At 65.4% G+C, this 25997-nt stretch carries 22 protein-coding genes and 1 pseudogene; 13 read left to right on the top strand and 10 right to left on the bottom strand.

Annotation, left to right across the window (positions count from 1 at the left end; translation table 11 throughout):
• Window positions 1–119: 119 nt before the first annotated feature.
• Window positions 120–1226 (top strand): FkbM family methyltransferase, encoded by a 1107-nt coding sequence (locus tag YU1_RS32555; protein ID WP_198018845.1) that lies wholly within the window; start codon window positions 120–122, stop codon window positions 1224–1226.
• 277 nt (window positions 1227–1503) lie between these two features.
• A pseudogene (locus tag YU1_RS0105450) lies at window positions 1504–2632 on the top strand (IS3 family transposase).
• 228 nt (window positions 2633–2860) lie between these two features.
• Here YU1_RS0105450 and YU1_RS28120 read toward each other — a convergent pair.
• Window positions 2861–3154, bottom strand: a complete 294-nt coding sequence (locus tag YU1_RS28120) for a PepSY domain-containing protein (protein WP_051356527.1) — start codon at window positions 3152–3154, stop codon at window positions 2861–2863.
• Between the two features lie 139 nt (window positions 3155–3293).
• Between YU1_RS28120 and YU1_RS0105460 the strand changes: the two genes are divergently transcribed.
• The 6 genes from YU1_RS0105460 to YU1_RS0105490 all read left to right on the top strand — a co-directional run bounded on the left by YU1_RS0105460 (window position 3294) and on the right by YU1_RS0105490 (window position 9430).
• Entirely contained in the window at window positions 3294–3965 is a 672-nt protein-coding gene (locus tag YU1_RS0105460; RefSeq protein WP_029003202.1) for a response regulator transcription factor, read from the top strand.
• Window positions 3965–5320: a sensor histidine kinase gene (locus YU1_RS0105465; RefSeq protein ID WP_035714007.1), complete on the top strand. Its 1356-nt coding sequence runs from the start codon at window positions 3965–3967 to the stop codon at window positions 5318–5320. The genes YU1_RS0105460 and YU1_RS0105465 overlap by 1 nt, the downstream gene beginning before the upstream one ends.
• Window positions 5321–5412: 92 nt before the next feature.
• Window positions 5413–5772, top strand: a complete 360-nt coding sequence (locus YU1_RS0105475; RefSeq protein WP_029003204.1) for a hypothetical protein — start codon at window positions 5413–5415, stop codon at window positions 5770–5772.
• Between the two features lie 43 nt (window positions 5773–5815).
• A complete protein-coding gene (locus YU1_RS0105480; protein ID WP_029003205.1) occupies window positions 5816–6286 on the top strand; it encodes a DUF2271 domain-containing protein in 471 nt (156 codons plus the stop codon).
• A 20-nt stretch (window positions 6287–6306) separates the two neighbouring features.
• Window positions 6307–8493 carry a PepSY domain-containing protein gene (locus tag YU1_RS0105485; protein WP_029003206.1) on the top strand — a complete coding sequence of 729 codons (2187 nt, stop codon included), beginning with the start codon at window positions 6307–6309 and terminating at the stop codon, window positions 8491–8493.
• Window positions 8474–9430, top strand: coding sequence for an FAD:protein FMN transferase (locus tag YU1_RS0105490; protein WP_051356528.1), 957 nt, complete (start codon window positions 8474–8476; stop codon window positions 9428–9430). Before YU1_RS0105485 ends, YU1_RS0105490 begins: the two co-directional genes overlap by 20 nt.
• Before the next feature lie 183 nt (window positions 9431–9613).
• Here the strand turns inward: YU1_RS0105490 and YU1_RS28125 are convergent, their stop codons facing one another.
• On the bottom strand, window positions 9614–11062 hold the full coding sequence (locus YU1_RS28125; RefSeq protein WP_051356529.1) for a sigma-54 interaction domain-containing protein: 1449 nt from the start codon (window positions 11060–11062) through the stop codon (window positions 9614–9616).
• A gap of 160 nt (window positions 11063–11222) precedes the next feature.
• Here YU1_RS28125 and YU1_RS0105500 point away from each other — a divergent pair, with 160 nt between their 5' ends.
• The 3 genes from YU1_RS0105500 to YU1_RS0105510 all read left to right on the top strand — a co-directional run bounded on the left by YU1_RS0105500 (window position 11223) and on the right by YU1_RS0105510 (window position 14340).
• Window positions 11223–12302, top strand: a complete 1080-nt coding sequence (locus YU1_RS0105500) for a 3-hydroxyacyl-CoA dehydrogenase family protein (RefSeq protein ID WP_245263242.1) — start codon at window positions 11223–11225, stop codon at window positions 12300–12302.
• Entirely contained in the window at window positions 12289–13068 is a 780-nt protein-coding gene (locus YU1_RS0105505; RefSeq protein WP_029003209.1) for a 3-hydroxybutyrate dehydrogenase, read from the top strand. Before YU1_RS0105500 ends, YU1_RS0105505 begins: the two co-directional genes overlap by 14 nt.
• Before the next feature lie 63 nt (window positions 13069–13131).
• Complete coding sequence (locus YU1_RS0105510; RefSeq protein ID WP_029003210.1) at window positions 13132–14340, top strand: ABC transporter substrate-binding protein; 1209 nt, start codon at window positions 13132–13134, stop codon at window positions 14338–14340.
• Between the two features lie 622 nt (window positions 14341–14962).
• Here YU1_RS0105510 and adh read toward each other — a convergent pair.
• Window positions 14963–16483, bottom strand: coding sequence for an aldehyde dehydrogenase (gene adh / locus YU1_RS0105515; RefSeq protein WP_029003211.1), 1521 nt, complete (start codon window positions 16481–16483; stop codon window positions 14963–14965).
• A 242-nt stretch (window positions 16484–16725) separates the two neighbouring features.
• Between adh and YU1_RS0105520 the strand changes: the two genes are divergently transcribed.
• Window positions 16726–18597, top strand: coding sequence for a sigma-54-dependent Fis family transcriptional regulator (locus tag YU1_RS0105520; RefSeq protein WP_029003212.1), 1872 nt, complete (start codon window positions 16726–16728; stop codon window positions 18595–18597).
• Window positions 18598–18654: 57 nt separating this feature from the next.
• Here YU1_RS0105520 and YU1_RS0105525 read toward each other — a convergent pair whose 3' ends face one another.
• Window positions 18655–19050 carry a (R)-mandelonitrile lyase gene (locus tag YU1_RS0105525; protein WP_029003213.1) on the bottom strand — a complete coding sequence of 132 codons (396 nt, stop codon included), beginning with the start codon at window positions 19048–19050 and terminating at the stop codon, window positions 18655–18657.
• A gap of 258 nt (window positions 19051–19308) precedes the next feature.
• Here YU1_RS0105525 and YU1_RS0105530 point away from each other — a divergent pair, with 258 nt between their 5' ends.
• Window positions 19309–20205 carry a LysR family transcriptional regulator gene (locus YU1_RS0105530; protein ID WP_029003214.1) on the top strand — a complete coding sequence of 299 codons (897 nt, stop codon included), beginning with the start codon at window positions 19309–19311 and terminating at the stop codon, window positions 20203–20205.
• Window positions 20206–20272: 67 nt separating this feature from the next.
• On the opposite strand, the gene YU1_RS0105535 is transcribed toward YU1_RS0105530, so the two are convergent.
• The 6 genes from YU1_RS0105535 to YU1_RS0105560 form a co-directional block, all read right to left on the bottom strand.
• Complete coding sequence (locus tag YU1_RS0105535) at window positions 20273–21289, bottom strand: zinc-dependent alcohol dehydrogenase family protein (protein ID WP_029003215.1); 1017 nt, start codon at window positions 21287–21289, stop codon at window positions 20273–20275.
• Between the two features lie 276 nt (window positions 21290–21565).
• Window positions 21566–22459 carry a LysR family transcriptional regulator gene (locus tag YU1_RS0105540; RefSeq protein ID WP_029003216.1) on the bottom strand — a complete coding sequence of 298 codons (894 nt, stop codon included), beginning with the start codon at window positions 22457–22459 and terminating at the stop codon, window positions 21566–21568.
• Between the two features lie 90 nt (window positions 22460–22549).
• Entirely contained in the window at window positions 22550–23272 is a 723-nt protein-coding gene (locus tag YU1_RS0105545) for a dihydrofolate reductase family protein (protein WP_029003217.1), read from the bottom strand.
• A 14-nt stretch (window positions 23273–23286) separates the two neighbouring features.
• Window positions 23287–24450: a multidrug effflux MFS transporter gene (locus tag YU1_RS0105550; protein WP_245263233.1), complete on the bottom strand. Its 1164-nt coding sequence runs from the start codon at window positions 24448–24450 to the stop codon at window positions 23287–23289.
• 140 nt (window positions 24451–24590) lie between these two features.
• Entirely contained in the window at window positions 24591–25331 is a 741-nt protein-coding gene (locus tag YU1_RS0105555; protein ID WP_029003219.1) for an SDR family oxidoreductase, read from the bottom strand.
• Between the two features lie 51 nt (window positions 25332–25382).
• Window positions 25383–25982: a flavodoxin gene (locus YU1_RS0105560; RefSeq protein WP_245263234.1), complete on the bottom strand. Its 600-nt coding sequence runs from the start codon at window positions 25980–25982 to the stop codon at window positions 25383–25385.
• Between the last annotated feature and the right edge of the window lie 15 nt (window positions 25983–25997).

Raw genomic sequence — 25997 nt, forward strand, 5'->3', positions numbered from 1 at the left:
TGGCAGGTGTCCCGTCAGTTACGTTCAGGCATGGATCGGGCCGCGCGCGACGTGCCAGAATCTGAGGTGTTTTAATTGCAGGGCTCTAAGCCGTTATGTTCCGAAAAGGATGCCGTCAAGTGCTCGATACTCTTTTAGAGACAGCCGGGAAAATCGATGAATTCCTGGACAGCGCCCGGGAAAATCCGGAGATAGTCCTGTATGGGGCCGGTTTCGCACTTCCAGAATTTCTGAGAAAACTAGAGCGGTACGGCTTCTCCGTACGGGCAATATGTGATTCGAATTCGGTAAAGCACGGGCAACATTTCCAAAATACATATCCGATCATGGCAATGGAAGAAGCTGCTGTGGATTTTCCTCGTGCACGCTTCCTGATCTCAAGTCCGGTTTATTATGAAGAAATCCGCACTAAGCTCCTCGCGAGCCTAGATGAAGCCAGAGTCTGCGACGTTGACCTTACGTGTGCGTATTTCTTCGGAAAAGGTGAATTCCGGAAATTTTTTTCCGAAAACATCGATCAATTCGAGGAGGTGTTGAGATCCCTTCATGATGAGCGGTCACGCGACGTATATCGTCGGGTGATCAAGGCGCACCTCAGCGGCGATCGCTCCGATTTTGAATGGGCTTCGACTGGTACCGATGATCTTTATCTGATGCGATCTCTCCTTAAGCCGACCATCGATACGGTTTACGTGGATTGCGGTACGCATAACGGGGACACCGTTAGATTATTCCTCGATGCCTCTGACGAGGGTTATCGCAAGGTCTTCGCCTTCGAGCCTGATCCGACTATGCAGGAAAGCCTCCAGGGTCTAGCGAATTCTCAGGGCGGACGTGTTGAGATTGTCGCAACCGGCGTCGGCGATTGCGACGGCACCATAAGCTTTGTCGTGGACGGGGTATTTTCGGCCATCGTAAAAGATGAACTCGGTCTCCCTGCTAATACCATCTCGATACCAGTCGCGAAGCTCGACAGCCTGCTGCTGAAAGATGACGTGTCAATGATAAAGATGGATATCGAGGGCGGCGAGTATGATGCGCTCAAAGGTGCAGAGCAAATCATTCGGACCCATCGTCCAAAATTGGCGATATGTCTTTATCATAGGGTGGATGATCTGGTGCGGATCCCGAAGTTGATAAAGGAAATGATTCCGGAATATAAACTCAGAATTGAACATCAATCCAGAAGTTGCACAGATACAATACTGTTTGCGACGTTGGACTGAATCTGGATTGCGGCATGCATCCAAATTCATGGGCTCACCCCCGGGTGCGCCTTGTAATGCGGCAGGAGCCCATTCCGAGGGATCTATCCGTGCCAGAGCGGGTACCTTGCGGAAGGTGAGGTGCGCTTCTCTGCCAGTAAATAAAAGAGAAACGGGGAGAGGCAGTGCTTCCCCCCTTCTTGGTCAGAGGATGAAATCGGAGTGCGCGAGAGTCAGTATGAACCGCCCTAGAGTCCTGGATGCCTTCTTCCCTAAATTTTGAGGCAAGGAGGCCCCGATGGGCAAAGCGAACTTCACCGAGGACTTCAAGCGCGACGCGGTCGTTCAGATCACCGAGCGGGGCTATCCGGTTGCGGAGGTGGCTGCGCGGCTGGGGATCAGCAAGTACTCGCTTTACGAGTGGAGGAAACGGTACGGCAAGCCTGCCGCCGTGGCCCGCGATGACGATCAGGCCGCTGAGGTCCGCCGGCTGAAGCGCGAGTTGCTGCGCGTGACGGAAGAGCGCGACATCCTAAAAAAGCGGCCGCGTACTTCGCCAAGAGTGCAAAGTGAAGTAGGCGTTCATCGCCGAGCATCGCCTGCTGTTTTCGATCCGCGCCCTGTGTCGGTGCCTCCGTGTCCAGCCCAGCGGCTTCTACGCCTGGCTGAAGGCCCCGCTGAGCAAGCNCGCGCAGGACGACCACCGACAGACCGAGTTGATCCGCGCCGCATGGCGCGAGAGCGGCAAGGTCAATGGCTATCGCAAGCTCCACGACGACCTGGCGGACATGGGCGAGAGCTGCTGTCCCAACCGGGTTGCGCGGCTGACGCGGCTTGCCGGCATCCGGGCGCAGATCGGCTACAAGCGCCGCCCCGGCCACTCTGGAGGCAAGCCATCCCTGGCGGTCGACAACACGCTCGATCGCCGGTTTGACGCGGAGGCGCCGGACAAGGCCTNGGTGACCGACATAACCTACATCCGCACCCACGAAGGCTTCGCCTATCTGGCGGTCGTGATCGACCTCTTCTCCCGCCGCGTCGTCGGCTGGTCNATGCTGGCCCGGCAGGCGACTAACGTCGTGCTTCAGGCGCTGCTGGCTGCTGTCTGGCGACGCAAGCCGAAGGGCCGTGTGCTGGTGCATTCGGATCAGGGGAGCCAGTATGGCAGCGACAACTTCAAACGGTTCTGCGCTGCCCATTCGCTCGAAACCAGCATGAGCAGACGCCGCAACTGCTGGGACAATGCGGTCGCCGAATCCTTCTTCAGCAGCCTGAAAAAGGAGCGCATCCAGAAACGCATCTNCAAGACCCGCGCCTTGGCGCGCGCCGATGTCTTCGACTATATCGAGGCGTTCTANAACCGAACCCGCCGCCACAGCCATCTCGGCGGCATCAGTCCCGAGGCGTTCGAACGCGCTTCCGCGTGAGGCTCGGCTTTGTCTACAAAACCAGGGTCGGTCCAAGGATAGCTCGGCTCTGTCTAACGGACCGGGGGCAGTCCAGTCCACTGCCGACCGACGCATTTGACAAGCCCTGCGGTCCAGGGGGCGACTAGGAGCAGGATCAGCAAGTCGAGCAGCCCACATTGCCAGTGACCGCAGGTCTTCGTCCTCGTTACACGCCAACCGGGGCGAGGCCGGCAGTCCTCAGTTCGATCAGTGGTGTCTATCGTCGTCGTCTTGGGACATTGGCTGTATGCGTTCGAGGCTTGCGGGATCATATTTGGCCTTGAGGTGATCGCCGCCCGCCCTCATCGCCTTGACTTTGTAGCAGCCGTCGTCGGAGCGGATCGAGAGGACGGTCCAGCCGTCGGCCTCCAGCTTTTTCTGGAGGGCTTGGCGCGGTTGCCAATCGCTCAGGGGGACGCTGCAGACCTGATCCGCCGCTGCCGGCACGGCACCGAGGCACGGGGAAAGGAACAGGATCGCCGCCACGCATTTGAATTTCACAATCCCTCTCCCGCCGGGTGAAGTCCGCCAACCAACTCAAGCATGCCGAACTGACGCCCACCTGAACGTCATCATCAATTAGCTCCCCCATTCGTTGATCCGGCGCGCTAAAATCGCATGGAACATTCCGAGGCGGCATATGCGCATCCTGTTGGTGGAAGACGATCCGGTCCTTGGCATGGCCGTTCGGGATCAGATTGTCGCCGACGGCCATTGCGTCGATTGGGTAAACCGGCTCGACGAGGCCACGGAGGCGATGCGTGCCGCCGCCTTTGAACTCGTCCTGCTCGACTTGATGCTGCCTGACGGGCGCGGCCTCGACTTCCTGAAAGGGCAGCGAGCGACCGGCAATGCGACGCCGGTGATCGTCCTGACGGCGCGAGATCAGATCACTGACCGCATTGCGGCCCTTGATACGGGGGCTGACGATTATCTGGTGAAGCCCTTCGATCTTTTCGAACTCTCCGCCCGGATTCGTGCCGTAGGGCGGCGTTATTGCGGCAATCCAAATCCTCTCGTCGTCATCGGCGGGCTTGAGATTGATCTTGCGGCCCGCTCCGTCCGGCGTGGTGGCAAGATCGTGCCGCTGACCGCCCGTGAATGGTCTCTGTTCGAAGTTTTCGTCCAGCGGCCCCATCAATTGATGTCGAAGCTGCAGCTTGAGGAACGGCTCTATTCATTTGATGCCGAGATCGAGAGCAATACCATCGAGGTCTATATCGCGCGCCTGCGCAAGAAGCTTGGGGCGGACGTGTTCGAGACGGTGCGTGGCATGGGCTATCGTCTTGGTGCGCCAGGTGGCGGCCAGTGATGGACGCTCGCCCCCCTCGTCGATGGAGCCTGCGCCGGCGCCTCGCCTTGTGGCTTGCCGTTGGTGTCACGGCCTTGTGGCTTGCTGCTGTCGCGGTGGCCGGGCTGGTGCTGCGCCACGCAATCGATGAACTGTTCGACAGTGCCCTGCAGGAGGTGGCGCAGCGCGTGCTGCCGCTGGCCTATGCCGAGCTGCTCTCGCGCGATGGGGGCGCAGGCACCACCCAGCACATGGCGCGGATCGGTCCCCACCGGGAATACATCACCTACGTGGTCCGTGATGCCGAGGGGCGCGAGCTGCTTCAGTCGAGTGATGCGGACCTCATGAAGATCCCGCGCGGCCTCGCTCCGGGCTTCCACACGACGGAGCGGTTGCGAACCTATACTGAGGCCGCCGTCCAGGGCACCGTCCTGGTGACCACAGCGGAGGAGCTTGCGCATCGCGGAGCGGCGCTCCGGCACGCTGTAGCGGCCTTGATCTGGCCGCTCGTCGCGCTGGTGCCGATCGCGCTGCTCGGTGTCTGGCTCTCGGTACGGTTGTCGTTGAAGCCTGTGGTTGCCTTTCGCCGCGCGATCGAAGCGCGGGGGCGTGGCAATCTCGCGCCGGTTGCCGGGGAAGGGCTGCCAGACGAGATGGCGCCCGTCGCGGAGTCGGTCAACGCCTTGATCGAGCGATTGCGCGGAACGCTCGAAGCCGAGCGCGGCTTCACCGCCAACAGCGCCCACGAATTGCGCACGCCGATTGCCGCGGCGCTAGCCCAGGCGCAGCGCCTCGTGGCCGAGCTTCCGGAGGGCGCGGCCGTTGAGCGGGCTCGCTCAGTGGTGACTGCCTTGCGGCGTCTCGCGCGCCTCTCCGAAAAGCTCCTCCAGCTCGCCAAGGCGGAGGGTGGAGGGTTGCTCGCGGAATCTCCGGCGCCACTGGGCCCGGTATTGCGACATGTGATCGAGGAGATCGACCGGCAGTCCGATGGCGGCGACGCTCTCATTGTCTCGATCCCACCGGATGGAGGCCCGCTCTCGGATCTCGACCCGGACGCCTTCGCGATCCTGGCGCGCAATCTGATAGAGAATGCGCTCAAGCACGGCACGCCGGATGCTCCGGTCCGCGTGCAGCTTGGCGAGGGCCTGTTCGAAGTCTCGAACCATGGCGCGGTCGTTCCGGCCGACCGGCTGGAGCGTCTGACCCGCCCGTTCGAGCGCGGCCCGACGCGGTCGGAGGGCTCCGGCCTCGGCCTTGCGATTGCGGCTGCCATCTGCCGTGGCGCCGGCCTCTCGCTCCAGCTTGCATCGCCAATCCCGGACGAGGCCGACGGCTTCCGGGCCACTGTACGGTTCACGGCGTCGCCACGAGCCTGACGGGAAGCTGAACGTCAATCCGCATCGGCTTCAGGTGGCCGTCAGACGCGAACACGAGGATGCCCCGGTCAACACCAGCCGAGGGACATCCCATGAAGACGCGAATCCTGATCGGAGCCGGCCTTCTCATTTCCACCGCCGGCATCGGCATTGCGCTGGCGGCGGCCGACTTCGACCTCTCGAACGGCCATCGACAGGAACGACACGACAGCAGGGCGATCGCCGACGCCCAGGGCCATCCGATCCGCATGACCGAGGGTTCCCAGAGCCGGGACCATGGCGGCGAGCATCACCGCCGCTCTCACCATGACGATGAGGGCGACGACGACGATGATGGCAAGGGCGCTCGTCCCGGCCCAATCCCACAGAACGGCCCGTCCGATCCCAAGGCATCGGTGCCCGACAACGGCCTGTTCAGCGGCAAGACCCGGCCCAAGGTCGAGGTTCAATGACGGACCGCCGTGCCTGATCATCCCAACTTTAAGGAACACCCCGATGAAATTCGTTCTGCCTGCGCTGGCCGCAACCGCGGCCTTCATCGCGCCGACCTTTGCCGAGGCACGGCAGGTTACCTTCGAGACCGCACTCAAGACATACGGCGGCAATGGCGCTTATGTCGTCCTCTACGTTACAGACGCCGCCGGAAAGTATAAAGGCACGCTCTGGATGGCGGGCGGCAAGGCGAAATACTATCGCCACCTGTCGGACTGGCAGCGCGCCTCCGGGGGGCGGCCGACCGAGATCGACGGCATCACCGGCGCCAGCGTCGGTTCGGGCAAGACGTTGAAGATCAGCCTCGACATTGCTGATGCCATGATCAACGCGGGCTACCAGGTCCACGTCGACACGGCGGTCGAGGATGGCATGGACAACCCCTCGGAGGTGGTCGCTCCGCTCGACACCTCCGCCTCCGGCAAAGCGGTTCCCGGCAAAGGCTACGTCAAATCCTTCTCGGTCACCTTCTGACCCGATCGGAACTCCTCATCATGCTTCGCCGCCTTCATTCGCTGCCGGGCATCATGCTCGCGCTGGGCCTCGCTGTCGTCACCCTCACAGGAGCCATGCTCTCGGTGGAGCCGGTGCTCGACCGCCTCGCCGCGCCGGAGATCGCACACGGCACCAGCGTCGCGACGCTCGCCGAGGCGGTCGCGGCCCGTCACCAGAGCATCGACTCCATCCGAAAGCGCGCGGACGGATCGATCACCGTCGCCTTCAGCGACGGGGACGTGAATGGCGTCGAAAGGATTGATCCGACCACCGGAGCGGGGTTGGGCCCCTATCGGATTTCGGCAGCCTCCCGTTTCATGACCAACCTGCACCGCTCGTTCCTGGCGGGCGATGCGGGCCGTGCGGCCGCAGGCACAGGTGCGCTTGCCATGCTCGTGCTGACGGCGTCAGGCATGATGATGCTTGCCCGTCGTCTGGGCGGATGGCGGGCGCTGCTCCGCCCGATCCAAGGGACACCCGCGCAGCGGTGGCATGGGGCGCTCGGTCGTCTTGCCGCCGCTGGACTGGTGCTGTCGTCCCTGACCGGCATGTGGATGTCGGCAAGCACCTTCGGCTTCATCCCCGAGAGCCAAGTCGCGGCACCAGCGGTGGTGGCGAGCGGCGGGGTGCCCGCGCCGGTGGGGACCCTCGCGGCACTCAAGTCCGTCGATGTGGCGGACTTGCGCGAGCTGACCTTCCCGGCCCCCGACGACCGCCTGGATACCTACTCCCTGCGCACATCGGCTGGAGAGGCGCGGATTGACATGGCGACTGGCGCTCAGTTGGCCTTCATGCCGGCGACGGCGCTTGACCGCCTTCAGGATCTGATCCGCATGCTCCATACCGGCCGTGGCGCCTGGGTGCTCGGCCTGTGGCTGGGCGTCTCGTCCCTCGCCGTGCCGGTGCTCGGCGTGACCGGAATCGTGCTCTGGTGGCGCCGCCGCGCCGCACGGCCGCGCATCACCATGAACGTTTCTGCCCGCACGGCCGACACCGTCATTCTCGTGGGCAGCGAAGGTAATTCGACCTGGGGTTTTGCCGCGACGCTGCATGCCGCGCTGACGGTCGCCGGTCATCGTGTTCACACCGCTGCGATGAATGAGCTCGCCCCGGTCTATGCGAGCGCTGAACGTCTGCTGATTCTGACGGCGACCCATGGCGACGGCGCCGCGCCGGCTTCGGCATCGAAGTTCCTCGCGCGCCTCGCCACGATGAAAAAACCTGTCCCAGTGACCGTTCTCGGCTTCGGAGACCGGAATTTCGCGCACTTCTGTCGCTTCGCGGAAGAGGTCTCGGCGGCGTTCACGGCGAGGGGCTGGCCGTGGCTCCTGCCGATGAAGCGTATCGATCGCCGCTCGGCGCAGGAATTCGCCCAATGGGGGCAGGATCTCGGCGCCGTACTCGGCCATGATCTGGTGCTCACGCATGTTGCCGAACGGCCGAAGACGGTCACGCTCGAACTCGCCGAGCGCGAGGACTACGGCGTTGCCGTCGGCGCGCCGGTCGCGATCTTGCGCTTCCACGGGGCAGGGGCCGGTGCCAAGGCTAGCCGCCTGCCCTCGTTCGAAGCGGGAGACCTCGTCGGCATCCTGCCGCCAGGCGATCCGATGCCCCGGTTCTATTCGCTGGCATCTTCGACACGTGACGGCGTGCTTGAGATCTGCGTGCGGCTGCGCGAGGGCGGCCTCTGTTCGACCTTCCTGCATGCTCTTGAGCCGGGCGACCGGATCGAAGCGTACGTCCGCGAGAACCCGGCGTTCCGTCCGGCCAAGGGCAGGGGGCCGCTCATCCTCATCGGCGCTGGTGCTGGCATCGGCCCGCTCGCGGGTTTCGTGCGCGCCAATGACGCTGGTCGTCCGGTCCATCTCTACTGGGGCGGCCGCAGCGCGGCTTCGGATTTCCTGTACGAGCATGAACTGGCCCAGCACCTTGCCGAACGGCGCTTGACCTCCCTCAACACCGCCTTCTCTCGCGGGCCGAATGGCGGAGCCTATATCCAGGATCGCCTCGCGGCGGACGCGCCCCGTTTGCGTGAGCTGATCCGGCAGGGTGCGCAAATACTGGTATGCGGGGGCCGGGACATGGCGCAGGCCGTGACCCTCGCGCTCGACACGGTCGTCCAGCCACTCGGCCTTGACCTTGCTACCCTCAAATCCGCAGGACGCTATGTCGAAGACGTCTACTGATCCGGCCCATAGCTCGGCTGTGCTCCGCCGCCACGCCCTGAGCGGCCCCGCCATGGGTTCACGCTGGTCGGCGTTGTTCCACGCCGGCGGCGACGTGGAGGAGGGGGCACTGATCCGCCACCTCCAGGGGGCTGTGGATCGCGTTGAGCAGCAGATGTCCAGCTGGCTGCCGGACTCGGATCTGGAGCGGCTCAACTCCGCTCCCTCGGGCGTCTGGGTGAAGATCCCCCGCGAACTGACGCAGGTACTCGCCGCGTCCCTGGAGATTGGCCGCCTGTCGGAGGGGGCGTTCGATATCGGGGTGGGCGATCTGGTCAAGGCCTGGGGCTTTGGCGGCGGGTCGCGCGTGCCCGATGGCGGGGGTATCGCCGCGCTCGCCGGCCGCTCCTTCTTCGAACCGCCGAAGACGCTCCAGCTTGATCACATGGGCCAGCGCGTGCGCCGGCTCGCGCCGCGGCGGCTCGATCTTTCCGGCATCGCCAAGGGCTTCGGCGTCGACGAACTGGCGCGGGCGATGACGGAGGCTGGCCTGTCCTCCTGGCTTGTGGGCATCGACGGCGAGATGCGGGCCGAGGGCACGAAGCCCGACGGCCGCCCCTGGACCGTGGCGCACGAAAGGCCAGACGCGGGAGAGCGCGAGATTCTCGGGGTGCTGGAGCTGTCAGGCGCTGCTGTCGCCACCTCCGGCAGCTATCGCCATCAGATAGAGGTGGGGGGACGGATGCTCTCCCACACCATGGACCCGTTTCGCGGCGCGCCATTGGAGAACGACCTTGCCGCCGTCACTGTGCTCGCCGAGACCTGCATGGCGGCGGACGCCTGGGCCACGGCCCTGCTGGTGCGCGGGGCGAAGGATGGTCCGGCACTCGCGCGCCGTCTCGGCCTCTCGGTGTTGTTCGTGCGGAGCGACGGGGAGGTGGAGGCAACATGGCCATGAACGGCCCGCAGCTACCCATGAACGGGTCGATTGGGCGGATTGGGCGTCGCTCTGCCGATGTTGGTATCACAACCATCATGGATTGGCTTCGCAGCGAAGTGAGGACTGCGGGCCACTGATGCATCCAGGAGCTCCGGCGTGCTCGAACATCTTGAGTGGTCTCGTAGCATCAGCTCGTAGTTGCTATGACCTGGCCGAAGCCGAATTTCTCGTCGCACCTTCTCCCTGGGACTGCTCCGCGCCGTCCCTGATGCCGTGACGCTCCATCTTGGCGTACAGGTTGCTTCGGGAGATGCCGAGTGCCTTGGCTGCGGCTTGCCGATTGGCATGCTTGTTCAAGGCATCAGTGATCATGCGGCGTTCCAGTTCCGCGACCGCACTGGACAGGCTCACCGAGTTCGGGGCTGGCTCAGCCGGTTTAGCGACATCGATTTCAAGTACTTCGGCGACGTCAGGCGCGGCGATGCCGTCGCCGTCGGTGCGCACATAGATCTGCTCTATGACGTTCCCAAGCTCCCGAACGTTTCCAGGCCAGAGGTGAGCCTCGAGTACATCCAACGCAGCGGGGGTAATCGGGCGGATGGGCATGGCGTAGGTTTGGGCAATCCGTTCGCTAAACTTCCTGGCAAGAAGCTCGATGTCTCCGTGGCGGTCCCGTAGCGGGGGAAGCCGGATCGAAAGGACGTTCAGTCGGTAATAGAGATCCTGTCGGAACGTTCCTGCTCGCACCATGTCGGTCAGCGAGCGGCTTGTGGCGGCGATCACGCGCACGTCCACGCGAGCGAGCTGGTTCGAACCGACGGGCTCGACTTCCCCGTCCTGAAGCGCACGGAGCAGTTTCGCTTGCAGGGCAAGCTGCATGTCGCCGATCTCGTCGAGGAACAGCGTTCCCTCATGGGCGAGCTGGAACTTGCCTGGTCGAGGCTGGCGGGCCGCCCCCGTGAAGGCGCCTGGCGCAACCCCGAAGAACTCCGCTTCCAACAGGTTCTCCGGCACGGCCGCGACGTTGATCGCAACGAAGGGCCTGTTCACGCGGCCAGATGCGGCATGGATCGCATGCGCCGCCATTTCCTTGCCGGTGCCGGTCTCTCCAAGCAGCAGTACGGGAGATCGAACCTCAGCCGCCCGGCGCAGTAGGCGTCCAACCTCCCGCATGGCAATGCTGGCGCCCAGGATCTGCTCGCTGGTGTATCGATGGGAGCGCGTGGTGGAGAGTGCCTGTTCCATGCGCGCCAAGCGTGATTGCAACTGATGGACACGCTCGGCGATCGGACGCAGATGCGGGATGCTGTTCTTCAAGGCGAAGGCGAAGGCGCCGATGATCTCGCCGGTCTCGTCCCGAAGCGGAAGGCGAGTCACGAGCAGGGACTTATCGCCATACTGGATGATGTCCATGGGCTGGGGCAGGCCCGTTTCCACCACTTCCCGGAGGCGGCTGTGCGGAATGACGCGTTCGATCTCCTGTCCGACCACGTCATTGAGGCGGACACCGCCGAGCAGGGCGAGCTGCCCCTCGCTGAACCAAACGACGCGGGAGCAACGGTCGACGATGGTGGCGCCATCGATCATTTCCTCAACCATTTGAAGCAGCGACCGGGCTGCTGAAAGCCGTTCTTCGGCCGAGGTTGGCATCGGTACTTCCTGGGTGGCATGTCCTAGATCTGGACAATTCTGATAAAAATCAGGACGCTCCAGGGTCGCGCAAAAGTAGCTGTAGTCAACGACTTTCCTGGCATCCGAATGGCTGGCTGTCCCGAGTGCTGGACATCGAGCGGATGCTTCGAAATTGGCGGTGACGCCGGACCCGTTGGAAATGCTGGAAAGGCTTCTGGCTCGCGGGTTTGGCATGGGGATTGCTGAAGCCTTGGCAACGGGCACCCCGCCCGGCGGCGTTGCTGATGCCGCCGGACGAAGGAAGTGCCCCGCGAAGCTTGGGGTGGAAATGCAGCGGACGAGGATCGCCGTCATCGGTGCCGGTCTCATGGGCCACGGCATCGCGCAGGCCTTTGCAACCGCCGACCATCTGGTCGACATTTATGAGCCCGATCCGGATCGGCGTGCATGTGTCCGGGATCAGGTCAGGGCCAACCTGCGCCTTCTCGGATCGGATGAGGCGGCCGGTGATCTCATCACGCTCCATGACGACCTGGCTGATGCAGTAGGTCAGGCGGCGGTGGTGATCGAGGCCGTGCCAGAGAGCCTCGACCTCAAACAGAAGCTCTTCATTGAGGTCGAGGCAGCCGCACCTGCGTCCGCCTTGCTGGCCAGCAACACGTCGGCCATTCCCATCACGAGCATCATGTCCGTGCTCCAAGACCGTCGTCGCGGCATGGGAGCCCATTGGTGGAACCCGCCGCACCTGATCCCGCTGGTGGAGGTCGTCCAGGGCCGGGACACAGGGGAAGCCGAAATCGCGGCGATGATGGCGTTGCTGTCCAGCATCGGCAAAACGCCCGTGCACGTGCGCAAGGACGTTCCGGGCTTCATCGGCAACCGCCTCCAGCATGCCATGTGGCGCGAAGCCATCGCCTTGGTTCAGGGCGGTATCTGCGATGCGGAGACGGTCGACACGGTGGTGAAGGCCAGCTTCGGGCGGCGCCTGTCGGTTCTCGGCCCGCTGGAGAATGCCGACCTCGTGGGTACCGACCTCGCACTGATGGTCCACCAGACCATTCTGCCCGATCTCGATCGCACGTCCGGTCCCCTGCCTCTGCTCGAAGAACTCGTGCGGGCGGGGCACCTTGGCATGAAGACCGGGAAGGGCTTTCGGGAATGGAACGGCGAAAGCGCGCAGGAAGTCCGTAATGCCCTCGCGCGCCATCTCGCGCAGACCTTATGTCCAGAGCAAGGAAGAATGCATGAAGGGTCGTAACGCCGTCGTCACCGGTTCCACGTCAGGGATCGGCCTTGCCATTGCCCATGCGCTCGCGGCCGAGGGCTGCAACGTGATGCTGAACGGCTTCGGGGATCCCGCCGCAATCGACGTGACGCGACGGGAGATTGCCGAGAAGACCGGACGGACGGTCCGTTATTTCGCTGCCGACATGGGGCGACCGGACGAAGTCAGGGCGCTGGTGGCAGCAGCGTCGAGCGCGTTGGGCCCGGTCGACATCCTGATCAACAACGCCGGAGTGCAGCACGTCGCGCCGTTGGCGGACTTCCCGGATGAGAAATGGGATCTACTGCTCGCGGTCAATCTGTCGGCGGCGTTCCATGCCACCAAGGCAGTGATGCCGTCCATGCTCGACCGGCGCTTCGGCCGCATCGTGAATATCGCATCCGCGCTGGGGCTGGTGGGTGCGCCGCACAAGCCCGCCTACGTGGCCACGAAGCACGGGCTCGTGGGGCTCACGAAATCCGTCGCTCTTGAGGTGGCGCAGGCCGGGGTGACCTGCAACGTCGTATGCCCCGGCATGGTCATGACGCCCATCATCGAGATGCAGGTCGCTGATCAGGCGCGGGTCACCGGCCTGCCTCCCGAAGAGGTGGTGCAGGGTGTCTTCCTGGAGAACCAGCCCATCAGGCGTCCCGTGAAGCTCGAGGAGATCGCGGCGGCTGTCGTCTTCCTCTGCTCGGACGCTGCGGCCGGTGTGACAGGGACGGCGCTCTCAGTGGACGGAGGCTATGTCGCGCGGTGAGGGCGCTCGCGATGCCCGGGTCAGAAAGCCATCAACGATAAAAGACAGACAGGGAGAAGCTACATGAAGGGTATCGTCCTTGCGGTCGCGCTCGGTGCCGCCGCTGGTGGAATGGCAGCGCCGGCGAGCGCCCAGATGTCGGACGGCAAGATCAAGATCGGCGTCCTGTCGGACCTCACGGGGGTCTACTCGGATATCAATGGCGAAGGGTCAGCTATGGCGGCACGTCTCGCCGCCGAGGAGTTCGGGAACGCCATCAATGGCACCCCGGTCGAGATCGTTGTCGCCGATCATCAGAACAAGGCCGACGTAGCGGCGAGCCTCGCGAGGAAGTGGATCGACACGGAGCAGGTGGACGTCATTGCAGACGTTCCCAACTCGGCTGCGGCGCTTGCCGTTCAGGGCATCACGAAGGAGCGCAAACGCATCTTTCTGATGTCGGGTCCAGGTGCGATCGACCTGACCGGCAAGGCATGCAGCCCGTACGGTTTCATGTGGACATGGGACACGCATTCGGTTTCCGCCACCACCGCCCGGGCATTGGTGGCCAAAGGCGATACGAGTTGGTTCTTCCTGACAGCCGACTATGCCTTCGGCCATTCGCTCGAGGACGAAGCGACAAAGACCGTCAAGGCGCTCGGCGGAACGGTGAAGGGTGGGGTAAGGGTGCCACTCGCCACTTCTGACTTCTCCTCATTCCTCGTGCAGGCCCAAGGATCGGGTGCCAAGGTCGTGGCGCTGGCCAACGCGGGCGGCGATACCATCAACTCAGTGAAGCAGGCGAACGAGTTCGGTCTGCCGCAGGGCGGTCAGACGCTCGCCGGGCTGCTGCTGAACATCAACGATATCCATGCCCTCACGCTGCCCGTCGCGCAGGGCCTGACCATGTCCAATTCCTTCTATTGGGACATGAACGACGAGACCCGCGCCTGGTCGAAGAAGTTCGAGGCGAAGACAGGACGAAAGCCCTCGATGAACCAGGCGGGCGTGTACTCCGCGGTCCGGCATTATCTCCAGGCGGTGAAGGATGTCGGGTCCGACGACGCGGACAAGGTGGCGGAGAAGATGCGCGCGACGCCCGTGAATGACATGATGATGAAGAACGCCGCCATCGGAAAGAATGGCCGGGTGTTCGGCGACATGTATCTGTTCGAGGTCAAGAAGCCGTCGGAGTCCAAGGGGCCGTGGGACTATCTCACCCTCGTTCAGACCATTCCCGGCAAGGATGCCTATATTCCGGAAACCGAGAGCGGATGTCCGCTCGTGAAGTAAGCCAGGCAAGGTCTCGCGATCGAGAGTCTCGATTGCGCCCTCGCGAGGTGTGGGGTTCGCTTCGCCCTGCTCCTCGACGGCGTAAGCGGCCCGACGCTATGAGCGTCGGGCCTCGTCCTTCGATCGACAGCAGTGGTGTTGACGTTGCCCCCAGGCTTTATTCAGCAGTGAGTTCACCCGGGCGGTTGGTTATGGCCTGTTGGCCGGATGTGAAGACGGGATCTGTGGCGGAGCCTTTGGTTGCGCTTCATGCTCCGGTCCTCATGTCGGGCCAAAGCAAACTTCACACTGGATTAGGTCGGTGGGGCAACGTCACTTCGATCCGGTGGTCCAGGCTGGCCGCGCTGCTGTTCAACCTGTGCGGCAAGCCAGCATGATGGTCCGCAATGCAATAGGCGATCAGTTGGGCGATGAGTTTATCTTCGCCAGACGCAAGATATCCCAGCACGGCATCGCTTCCTGTCCGGCAATGGCGATTTCGCGCGGCGGCATCGGTGGGCACCGCGAGATGCGGGCGCGGGGAAAGGCACCGACCCGTGCCGGGTGGCCTACGGACCGTCGTATCCGTCTTTTTGCGGACATTCGCCGGCACCGAAGGCGCGGTGCCGGCGAACGGGGTCGATCAGAAGAAGCCGAGCGCCTTCGCGCTGTAGCTCACCAGCAGGTTCTTGGTCTGCTGGTAGTGATCCAGCATCATCTTGTGGTTCTCACGCCCGATGCCAGACTGTTTGTAGCCGCCGAACGCCGCGTGGGCGGGGTAGGCGTGGTAGCAATTGGTCCACACCCGCCCGGCCTGGATCGCCCGGCCGAAGCGATAGGCGCGGTTGCCGTCGCGGGTCCACACACCGGCGCCGAGGCCGTAGAGCGTGTCGTTGGCGATGGAGAGCGCCTCCGCTTCGTCCTTGAACGTGGTCACGGAGACCACGGGGCCGAAGATCTCCTCCTGGAACACCCGCATGCGGTTATGGCCGCGGAACACGGTGGGCTGCACATAATAGCCGCCGGCCAGCGCGCCCTGGAGCTGGGCGCGCGCGCCGCCGGCCAGCACCTCGGCGCCCTCCTGGCGGCCGATGTCGATATAGGAAAGGATCTTCTCCAGCTGCTCGCCGGACGCCTGGGCGCCGATCATGGTGGCGGAATCCAGCGGGTCGCCCTGCACGATGGCCTCCACCCGCTTGAGCGCCTTCTCCATGAAGCGGTCGTAGACGCTTTCCTGGATCAGGGCACGGCTGGGGCAGGTGCAGACCTCGCCCTGGTTGAGCGCGAACATGACGAAGCCCTCCACCGCCTTGTCGAGGAAGTCGTCATCCTCCGCCGCCACGTCCTGGAAGAAGATGTTGGGCGACTTGCCGCCCAGTTCCAGGGTCACCGGAATGAGGTTCTGGCTCGCATACTGCATGATGAGCCGGCCGGTGCTGGTTTCGCCGGTGAAGGCGATCTTGGCGATGCGCGGGCTGGAGGCGAGCGGCTTGCCGGCCTCCAGGCCGAAACCGTTGACGATGTTCAGCACGCCCGGCGGCAGCAGGTCGGCGATCAGGTCCGCCAGCACCAGGATGGAGGCGGGCGTCTGCTCGGCGGGCTTGAGCACCACGCAATTTCCCGCCGCGAGGGAGGGCGCCAGCTTCCACGCGGCCATCAGGATGGGGAAGTTCCAGGGAATGATCTGGCCCACCACGCCGAGCGGCTCATGATAGTGGTAGGCGATCGTGTCGTGGTCCACTTCGCCGATGGAGCCTTCCTGGGCCCGCACCACGCTGGCGAAATAGCGGAAATGGTCGATGGCGAGCGGAATGTCCGCCGCCAGGGTCTCGCGGATGGGCTTGCCATTGTCCCAGGTCTCGGCCCGGGCGAGGAGTTCGAGGTTCGCTTCCAGCCGGTCGGCGATGCGGTTGAGGATGAGCGAGCGCTCGGTGGTGCTGGTGCGGCCCCAGGCCTCCTTGGCCGCGTGCGCGGCATCGAGCGCCAGTTCCACGTCTTCCGCCTGAGAGCGGGCGACCTGCGTGAGAACCTCGCCGGTGATGGGCGTGGTGTCGTCGAAATAGCGCCCGTCCACGGGCTCCACCCACTGCCCGCCGATGAAGTTGCCGTATCGCGCCTTGAACGGGGACCGCGACTGCGCCGAAAGGAATTCAGGTTTGTTCATCGTTTCCTCCCATGTGATGGGACAGCGGTTGCAGCAGGCATGCCAAGCACCGGCTTTCGCATCTGCAAATCTGCGCTGCATCGCGGGAAGTTGCTGAGACGAAATGGCATCTCAAATATTCGAGGGTGGCCCGGATCTGTTGCGATAGACGGGTGTGGCCGTGACGTGCGAAAGTAACGCCGATAAAGAGATGCCATCTGCGACATGTGTTGCAGAATGCCACAGTCCGGAGGACGCAGCCCATGGCACCCGCGGCGACGACCGATACTGTGCTTTCGGCCCGGCAGCGCTTTTTCAACCGTGGGGAGTTGGCCGAGGGGCTGGTGGCGGCGCCTATCCTGCGCTCCTGGCAACGCTGCGCCGAGCAGGGGCTGGACGTCAGCGACCCGCCCCGGGTGGAACCGCTCAGCGCGCCGGCCTTGCGCGAGCTTCAGCAGCGCCACGACCTGCTGCGCCGGATGACCCGCCCGGAAATCGATGCCTTGCGCGCCGACGCGAAGCTCACGGACAGCGTGGTCATCCTCACCGATGCGGCCGGACTGGTGCTCGACATGGCGGGCAACACGGTCTTTGCCGATCGCGCCTCCAAGGTGGCGCTGCGCCCCGGCGTGCCCTGGAGCGAGACGGCCACGGGCACCAACGCCATCGGTGCCGCGCTGGTGGAGCGTCGCCCCATCGCCGTGCATGGCGCGGAGCACTTCTTCAATCCGCACCGGATCCTCGCCTGCGCCGCCGCGCCGATCCTCGACCCACGCGGGGTGCTGGCCGGCGTGCTGGACATGTCCGGCCACGCCAGCGTGCGCCATGTCCATGCCCTCGGCCTGGTACGGCTGGCGGTGGAGCAGATCGAGCACCGCTTCTTCGAGCAGGGTTTTTCGCACTGCACGATGTTCCGCTTTCATCGTGACCGCGAACTGCTGGGCACGGCGCGGGAAGGCATCCTCGTGTTCGAGGGCGAGCGACTGGTGGCGGCCAACCGGCACGCGCTCCAACTCATCCAGTTCGACTGGTCCGCGCTCGACCGGCTGACGGCGCCCGAGGTGTTCGGGCGGGCGGAACCCTCCGGCGTGCCACGGCAGATGCGCACGGAGGCCGGCCTGGACGTGGTCTGCCGTGTAATCGCACCGCAAAGCCCCGGCATTGCGCGGACGGCGAAATCCCGGCCGCCCGCCTCCCGGCCGCATGGCGCACCCGAGCCGCTTCTGTCGTCGGAGACGCAGGCGGCGCTCGCGCGCGCCGTGCGGCTTCTGGAGGCCGATGTTCCCGTCCTCGTGCAGGGAGAGACCGGCACCGGGAAGGACATGTTCGCCCGCGCCGCCCATGGGCGCAGCAATCGAGCGGGACAGCCGTTCGTGGCCATCAATTGCGCCTCCCTGCCGGAGAGCCTGATCGAGTCCGAGCTGTTCGGCTATGAGGAGGGGGCTTTCACCGGCGCCCGTCGGCAGGGGCAGAAGGGTTTGCTGCGCCAGGCCGATCGCGGGGTGCTGTTCCTGGACGAGATCGGCGACATGCCGCTGGGCCTTCAGGCGCGGCTCCTGCGCGTGCTCCAGGACAAGGCGGTTTCGCCGCTCGGGAGCGGGCGTCCCGTGCCGGTGGATTTCGCCTTGATCTGCGCCACCCACCGCTCCCTGGGCGCGCTGGTGAAGGCGGGGCAGTTCCGGCAGGATCTCTATTTCCGCATCGCGCCTTATGTGATCGACCTGCCGCCGCTGCGCGCGCTGCCGGATCGGCGCGCGCTGGTACGGGCGATGTGGCAGCGCCTCGGGGGCGCGCAGGCGGGCGTGGTCCTTTCCTCCGACGTGGAGGATCGCCTGGCGGCTCACGACTGGCCGGGCAATTTCCGCCAGCTGTCGGGCCTTCTGCAAGCCATGCTGGCGCTCGCGGAACCCGGCCAGATGCTGGATGCCGCGGCGCTGCCGCCGGATTTCCGGCGGGGGACAGAGACCCCGGTTGCCGCTGGTCCTGCGGAATATCCTTTGTCCCATCTGACCCGCGAGGCGATGCGCGCCGCCCTGGAGGCGTGCGGCGGCAACGTCTCCCGCGCGGCGCGGCAGCTTGGGATCGATCGCAGCACGCTCTACCGGCGGGTTCTCCGCGGCCGGGGGGACGGGTGAGGAAACCGCTCGCGGATCCACACGGCGGGAGATCGCTCCCGCAACGAAGGGCGCGCTTCACCCGTCATATTGGCCGTCAGTGACCTTCTCCATCCAGTCGACCGACTTGCCGTCGAGGCGTTCCTGAATGGCGACATGCGTCATTGCCACGGTCGGCGAAGCGCCGTGCCAGTGCTTTTCGCCGGGCGGAAACCAGATCACGTCCCCCGGCCGGATCTCCTCGACGGGGCCGCCCTCGCGCTGCACCCGCCCGAGGCCCGAGGTGACGATCAGCGTCTGCCCGAGCGGATGCGTGTGCCAGGCGGTCCGCGCGCCCGGCTCGAAGGTCACGCTCGCGCCCGTCGCCCGCGCCGGATCGTCCGCCTGAAACAGCGGATCGACGCGCACGGTCCCGGTGAAATAGTCGCCGGGGCCCTTGCTGGAGGGCTGGGTGCCGCTTCGCTTGATATCCATCATGATCCCCTTCGCAGAGAGCCTCCCGTGGCGCCGTTGCCGCTCTCGCTCCATGGCCTCGAAGACGCTCTTCGTCAGGAGGCCAACCTGCCGAACCCATCGATGCCGGACTAGCCGGCAAGTTTCGCAAGCGCTTATGAGCTGTTCTCATGAAATGGCGGTGCCGATCGTTCTCACGCGAGCGTGTCGGGCTCCGACACGGCTGAGACTTGTCCAACTTCGCTCAATGGCCGAATACAATATGAGGGAGATTCATGAGTGGCCCGTCAAAACATCAACGACCTCATCGCCTTTCTGGCCGTTGCCAGGGAGCGGAGCTTCACGAGGGCGGCGGCAAAGGTCGGTGTCTCGCAGTCGGCGCTCAGCCACACGATCCGCCAGCTTGAGACCCGGCTCGGCATTCGCCTCCTGACCCGCACGACGCGCAGCGTCTCGCCCACCGAGGCCGGCGAGCGTCTTCTCCAGACCCTCGGCCCCCGGTTCGAGGAGATCGAGGCGGAGATCGAGGCGCTGAGCGAGCTGCGGGAGAAGCCGTCCGGCACGATCCGGATCACGGCCACCGACTATGCCATCGATACCGTCCTCTGGCCGAAGCTGAAGACGTTCCTGCTGGACTATCCCGACATCAAGGTCGAACTCACGATCGACTACGGCTTGGCCGATATCGTCGCGGAGCGTTTCGACGCCGGCGTCCGCCTTGGTGAGCAGGTCGCCAAGGACATGATCTCGGTGCGGATCGGCCCCGATGTCCGCTTCGCGGTCGTCGCGGCGCCGTCCTATCTTGATCGCCACGCCCGGCCGGAGACGCCCCAGGATCTCGTCCACCATTCCTGCGTCACCCTGCGCCTGCCGACCTATGGCGGCCTCTACGTCTGGGAGTTCGAGCAGGACGGCAAGGAGATGCGAGTGCGGGTCGAGGGCCAGGTCATCTTCAACAGCATCTTCCAGGTCTTGAAGGCGTGCGTTGACGGCCTGGGGTTCGGGCACATGCCGGAGGACATCGCCGCGCCTTATATCGCCAGCGGCGCGCTGGTGCGGGTCCTGGGGGATTGGTGCCCGTCCTGGGACGGCCACCACATCTATTATCCCAGCCGGCGCCAGTCCTCACCCGCCTTCGCTCTGCTGGTCGAGGCCCTGCGATATCGCGGGACATGACGGCCGGGGCCGGAGCGGGCGCGCATCGCCCGGCGGGGATGTCGCCGCCGGGCGCGTGACGAGGCTGTCAGACGCGCAGCAGCGTCTTGATCGCGCGCCGTTCGTCCATGGCGCGGTAGCCCTCGGCGACGTCCGCGAGCGGCAGCGTCAGGTCGAACACCTTGCCGGGATTGATCTTGCGCTCCAGCACCAGGTCGATCAGATGCGGCAGGAACCGGCGCACCGGGGCGGGGCCGCCGAGCATGCCCACCTGCGAGAAGAACAGCGACTGGCCGTCGAACTCGACGCCGTGCGGCACGCCGACATAGCCGATCATCGAGCCGGGGCGCGCGCATTGGAGCGCCTGGGCCATCGATTCCTTGGTGCCCACGCATTCCAGCACGGAATCCGCGCCGACGCCGTCGGTCAGGTCCTTGATCCGGGCCACGCCCGCATCGCCGCGTTCGGCAATGATGTCGGTGGCGCCGAATTCGAGAGCGAGATCCTGCCGCGTCTTATGGCGGCTCATGGCGATGATCCGCCCGGCGCCCATCTGCTTGGCCGCCAGCACGCCCATCAGGCCGACCGCGCCGTCGCCAACGACGACCACCGTCGCGCCGGGCTGCACGCGGGCCGCGTCGGCCGCGTACCAGCCGGTGCCGAGCACGTCCGAGCTTGCCAGCAGGCTCGGGATCAGGTCATCCGGCGGCAGGTCGGGCGTCGCCACCAGCGTGCCGTCGGCGAGCGGCACGCGGGCGAACGGCGCCTGCGCCCCGGTCATGAACTCGCGCTGCCGGCAGGACGACTGGAAGCCGAAGCGGCAATGCGGGCAGGTATTGTCTGAGATGCAGAACGAGCCGACGACGAACTGGCCCGGCCGGATGGTGGTGACAGCGCTCCCCACTTCCTCGACGATGCCGCAATATTCATGCCCCATCGCCATCGGCGAGGTGACATCGTTCAGGCCGCGGAACGGCCACAGGTCGGACCCGCACACGCAGGTGGCCGACAGGCGGATGATGGCGTCGGTCGGGCGCAGGATCTTCGGCTCCGGCACCTCCTCGTAGCGCACATCCCCCGGCCCATACAGAACAGTTCCCAACATCGGATGACCCTCTTTTCGCGGCGAAGCCTGCTTCCCGGTGCGCCCGATTGGCGACACCGCAATGCGAAGCCGCTCGCGGATGCGGCAATGGAAGAAGCAATCGGCAGGCGATTGCTTGCGATGCCGGGCGACTTCGGCCCCATCCCGCCTTCGCCGATAGACGCCTTGTCCTACAGCCGATGCGCAGCAAAGGTTAGCTGCGAAGTTGCGCATGAGCCTATGAACCATGTTCATGAATACGGGCCTGCCGAAGGCCCCTTCACCGGCCGGAGCCGCTCACCCGCGATAGCGCAGCGCGTCGACCAGCAGCGTGAACGCGGCCGAGGGCTGGCGCCGGTTGGGATAATAGAGGTGATATCCGGTGAACGGCGGGCACCAGTCCTCCAGCACGCGCACGAGGTGGCCGCTCGCTAGGTGCTCCTCGACGCGATCCTGCATGACGAAACAAAGGCCCGCCCCGGACAGGGCCGCGCGGATGACCATCCGGACGTCGTTGAAGGCCAATTGCCCCTCTACGCGCACACGCACCTCGCGGCCGTCCTTCTCAAGCTCCCATGCGTAGAACCCGCCGGAACTCAGCATGCGCAGGTTGATGCACTGGTGCCCCGACAGGTCATGGGGTGTCGTGGGGATCGGTCTGTCCTTGAAATAGTCCGGTGAACCGACCACAGCCATGCGCAGGTCCGGGCCGATGCGGACGGCGACCATGTCCTTCGCCAGCGCCTCGCCGAGGCGGACGCCGGCATCGAAGCGCTCGGCGACGATGTCGGTGAGGCCCGAATAGAGGCTCAATTCCACATGGACGTCGGGATAGTTGGGCAGCAGGCGCTCGATCACCGGCCAAAGCACCGTGTTGGCCGCGTGTTCCGAGGTGGTGATGCGGATGTTTCCGGCCGGCTTCTCGCGCAACTGGCTGAGGGAGGCCAACTCGGCGCCGATATCGTCGAGAGCCGGCCGCAGCGTGCCCAGCAGCCGCTCCCCGGCCTCGGTGGGCGCCACGCTCCGGGTGGTCCGGGTGAGCAGGCGCACGCCGAGACGTGCCTCAAGCCGCCGGATGGTGTGGCTGAGCGCCGATTGGGAGGTGCCCAGCCGCGCCGCGGCGCGCGTGAAGCTCATCTCCTCGGCCACCATGAGGAAGGCATTCAGATCGACGAGGTCTTCGCGCTGCATTGATGAATCATGAGCATGACTGTTTGGATTTCTCAATGGCTAATCCCGCCCCCGTGCCGGCCATGAAGTCGAGGTGATGCCACAGCCGGCTCAGTCCGTTCCGGGCTCAGGTTCGATCCGGTAACGCAGCCAGACCATGCCGCCGTCGAGGGTTTCGGTCGCGAAATGGCGCAACGATCGGCCGGCAGCGGGCCGCTCGTCCGTGTCCCCGGCATAGCCGAATATGCTGGGAATGCCCGCCAGCCCGTCGATGGCGGGATAGACCAGCAGGCTGATCTCGTCGATCAGGCCGGCCTTGAGGAAGGCGCCATTGATCATGCCGCCGCCTTCCAGCAGCAGTGTGCGCACAGCGAAGAGCTCGCTGAGGCGATCCATCGCCCTGGCGATGTCCTGGCCGTCCGGGCCGGCGAAGACGTATGACACGCCATCAGCGCGCAGTTCGGCCAGATAGGCGTCGGACACCTGCTCGCCCAGCACGGCGACGATGTGGTCGCCGTCCGCATCGTCCCGGCCGTAGTGCAGCCTGCCATGCGGGTCGATGGCGACCGCGAGATCGCGCCCGCCGGCCCCGGCGACATGAGGGACGCGCGGAAAGTGGGCGGTGGCAGGCGCCATCCGCGCCTGCCCTCGGGCGAAGGGCTCCATGGTCTTGCGGCCCACGATCCACCCATCGCCGTCGAGCCGTGCGGCGATCTCGTCGTAGCGGCCGCGCAGTGCCGCGGCATCGATGCCCGCGGCGGGGGCCGTCCAGCGGTCGACGCGCAGGCGCCCGTCGATGGAACTCACCATGTGGCAGATGATCTTCGGGCGCATGCGAGGGTTCTCCACTAATGGTGCGCGAGGGTGCGCGCGAGCAGCCGCGTGCAAAGCAGGCTGCCGATGCCGGCCAGGGCGATCACGCATCCCATCGGCCAAGGCGTGCCGTCGGCGAAGGCCCCGACCAGCCCGGACCCGACGATGCCGCTGCCATATTGCAGCGCGCCGACCAGCGCCGACACGGCGCCCGCCCGCTCGGGAAAATCATTGAGCGCACCGGCGATGGAATTGGCGACGATGAAGCCGGTGGCCGAGACGAACACGAACAACGGCGCCGCGAGGCCCCAGAGCCTGCCCCAGTCGGTCCGGGCGGCGAGCGCGAGCACCAGCGCTGCGCCCGCCGCGCCCATTGTTCCGTAAGTCAGCAGCCGGTCGCTGCCGAAGCGGACCACAAGGCGTGCATTGATCATGTTGGTGGCCATGATGCCGATGATGCCGGCCGCGAACAGCAGGCCGTAAAGCTGGGCCGGGACGTGATGATAGGTGATGTAGGAGAACGGCGTACCGGCGATATAGGCGAACATGCCGCCGTAGAAGAAACCGCCGGCGCCGGCATAGCCCAACAGCCGTCGATCGCCCAGCAACGCGCCGTAGCCCATGAGGGCGCGGCCCAGGGGCTCCCGGCTGCGCCGCTCAACGGGCAGGGTCTCGGGCAGGGTCGGCAGCGCAAAGAGCGTCAGGAGGCCGACGCCGACCAGGATCCAGAAGATCGCGCGCCATCCGGCGAGCGCAAGGATCTCCCCGCCGGCCACCGGCCCGAGTAGCGGGGCGATGGCCATTACCGTGATCAGCGTCGATAGCATCTGGGCGGCGCGCGGCCCCTCGAACAGGTCACGCACCATGGCCCGCGACAGCACGACGCCGGCGGATGCGCCGACCGCCTGCACGACGCGCCAGCCGATGATCGCCGACGCGCTGCCGGCCAGGGCGCAGCCGGCGGAGCCGATCACGAAAAGCACGAGTCCCACGGCGACGGGTGGGCGGCGGCCGTGGCGATCGCTGACCGGCCCCCAGAGCAACTGGCCCAGGCTGAAGCCGATCAGATAGCCCGAGACGGTCCACTCCATCATGCCGCTGCTGGTGCCGAGTGCATGGCCCATGGCCGGCATGGCCGGCAGGTAGAGGTCCGTCGAGATCGACGCGAAGCCCATAAGCAGGCTGAGGATGCCCAGCACCCACCAGCCCTGCTTGGCGGCCGGGACCCGCGCCGGGGGTCTGGCGCCGCTATCCGTGGCGGCGCAGGCGGCGCGCGGGGCCATGTCCAACGGGGCGACGGCGGCGCGCCGGCAGTCCGGTAGATTGGACTGCATGCGACTCACAGTTCCTGGGCGGTGGGGCGGAACAGGATCTCGTTCACGTCCACGTCGTCGGGCTGGTTGATGGCGAAGGCGACCATGCGCGCGAAGCTGTCCGCCGGAATGGCGTAGGCGGCGTAGAAATCCTGGATGCCCTTGGCCACATCGGCCTCGGTGACGCTCAACGGCAGCTCGGACTGAACCGCCCCGGGGGAGACGATCGTGGTGCGGATGTTGTAGGGCTTCACCTCCTGGCGCAGGCCTTCGGAGATGACGCGCACAGCATGCTTGGTGGCCGAGTAGACGGCGCCGCCGGCACGGACCTTATGGCCCGCGACAGAGGATACGTTGATGATATGGCCGCTCTTCTGCGCCGTCATGTGCGGCAAAGCGGCGGCGATGCCGTAGAGCACGCCCTTGATGTTGACGTCGATCATCCGGCTCCAGTCCTCGATCTTGCCACGCTCCAGCAGCGATTGGGGCATCAGCCCGGCATTGTTGATGAGGACGTCGATGCGTCCGTGGGCGGTTACGGCGGCCTCGACCAGGCGTTGCACCTGCGCGCTGTCGGTCACATCCGTCTGGACGGCTGCCGAAGCGGGCAGGCCGAGTTCCGCCGCCAGCGCCTGGAGGCGGTCAAGACGGCGCGCGCCGAGGACGAGCTTTGCCCCATCGGCCGCGAGATTGCGGGCCGTTGCTTCGCCGAGGCCGCTGCTGGCGCCGGTGATGACGACGACCTTGCCCTGAATATTGTTGCTCATGTGCGTGATCCTTCCGATTGCCGACTGGACCTCGTCTTGCGGGGGGCGAGGTCAGTCTATGTCGATGTCGCCTAGCCACTGCGTGACTTGAGCGAGGGTCTCCCGTTCCTGGTCGGCCCTGATGGTGAAGCCGTCGAGGATACGCGCGGCGGGCGCATGGGCGGCCAGAACCGCCACGCTGCCCCCTCGACCATAGCCGCCGTGGGTGATGAACGGCACGAGGGTCTTCCCCGCGAGATCGTGGCGGGCGAGGAATGAGCGTATCACGGCGGGCGCGGTCGTTCCCCATATGGGAAAGCCGAGGAACACCGCATGGTAGGCGGCGATGTCCGGCACGGTCGCCGCCAGCGGTGGTTCGGTCCCGGCCCGGCGTTCCTGTTCGGCCTGCCGGACCGTGGCCTCATAATCCTCGGGATAGGCATTGGTGGGCACGATCTCGAACAGATCCGCCCCATAGGCCCGGCGGATCTGGCCGGCGATCACCCGCGTGTTGCCCGAGCGGGAGAAGTAGGAGACCAGGATGCGGGCGTTCGCTCGGGCCGGCGCCGCAGAAGCTGAGCCGGCCGGTCCGGCGGCCAGCGGAAGCGAGAGGGCGCCGGCCAGGGCGTCCCGCCGCGAGATTCCGGCCATGATTCCGGCATCGTCGCCCATGGGGTCGGCCTCCTG

It is taken from the genome of Azorhizobium doebereinerae UFLA1-100 (assembly GCF_000473085.1).
Taxonomy (GTDB): Bacteria; Pseudomonadota; Alphaproteobacteria; order Rhizobiales; family Xanthobacteraceae; genus Azorhizobium; species Azorhizobium doebereinerae.

Coding starts and splice junctions, on each gene's coding strand:
- YU1_RS0105460 (WP_029003202.1), top strand. CDS start 3,294: ATGCGCATCCTGTTGGTGGAAGACGATCCGGTCCTTGGCATGGCCGTT.
- YU1_RS0105465 (WP_035714007.1), top strand. CDS start 3,965: ATGGACGCTCGCCCCCCTCGTCGATGGAGCCTGCGCCGGCGCCTCGCC.
- YU1_RS0105475 (WP_029003204.1), top strand. CDS start 5,413: ATGAAGACGCGAATCCTGATCGGAGCCGGCCTTCTCATTTCCACCGCC.
- YU1_RS0105480 (WP_029003205.1), top strand. CDS start 5,816: ATGAAATTCGTTCTGCCTGCGCTGGCCGCAACCGCGGCCTTCATCGCG.
- YU1_RS0105485 (WP_029003206.1), top strand. CDS start 6,307: ATGCTTCGCCGCCTTCATTCGCTGCCGGGCATCATGCTCGCGCTGGGC.
- YU1_RS0105490 (WP_051356528.1), top strand. CDS start 8,474: ATGTCGAAGACGTCTACTGATCCGGCCCATAGCTCGGCTGTGCTCCGC.
- YU1_RS28125 (WP_051356529.1), bottom strand. CDS start 11,062: ATGCCAACCTCGGCCGAAGAACGGCTTTCAGCAGCCCGGTCGCTGCTT.
- YU1_RS0105505 (WP_029003209.1), top strand. CDS start 12,289: ATGAAGGGTCGTAACGCCGTCGTCACCGGTTCCACGTCAGGGATCGGC.
- YU1_RS0105510 (WP_029003210.1), top strand. CDS start 13,132: ATGAAGGGTATCGTCCTTGCGGTCGCGCTCGGTGCCGCCGCTGGTGGA.
- adh (WP_029003211.1), bottom strand. CDS start 16,483: ATGAACAAACCTGAATTCCTTTCGGCGCAGTCGCGGTCCCCGTTCAAG.
- YU1_RS0105520 (WP_029003212.1), top strand. CDS start 16,726: ATGGCACCCGCGGCGACGACCGATACTGTGCTTTCGGCCCGGCAGCGC.
- YU1_RS0105525 (WP_029003213.1), bottom strand. CDS start 19,050: ATGGATATCAAGCGAAGCGGCACCCAGCCCTCCAGCAAGGGCCCCGGC.
- YU1_RS0105535 (WP_029003215.1), bottom strand. CDS start 21,289: ATGTTGGGAACTGTTCTGTATGGGCCGGGGGATGTGCGCTACGAGGAG.
- YU1_RS0105540 (WP_029003216.1), bottom strand. CDS start 22,459: ATGCAGCGCGAAGACCTCGTCGATCTGAATGCCTTCCTCATGGTGGCC.
- YU1_RS0105545 (WP_029003217.1), bottom strand. CDS start 23,272: ATGCGCCCGAAGATCATCTGCCACATGGTGAGTTCCATCGACGGGCGC.
- YU1_RS0105555 (WP_029003219.1), bottom strand. CDS start 25,331: ATGAGCAACAATATTCAGGGCAAGGTCGTCGTCATCACCGGCGCCAGC.
- YU1_RS0105560 (WP_245263234.1), bottom strand. CDS start 25,982: ATGGGCGACGATGCCGGAATCATGGCCGGAATCTCGCGGCGGGACGCC.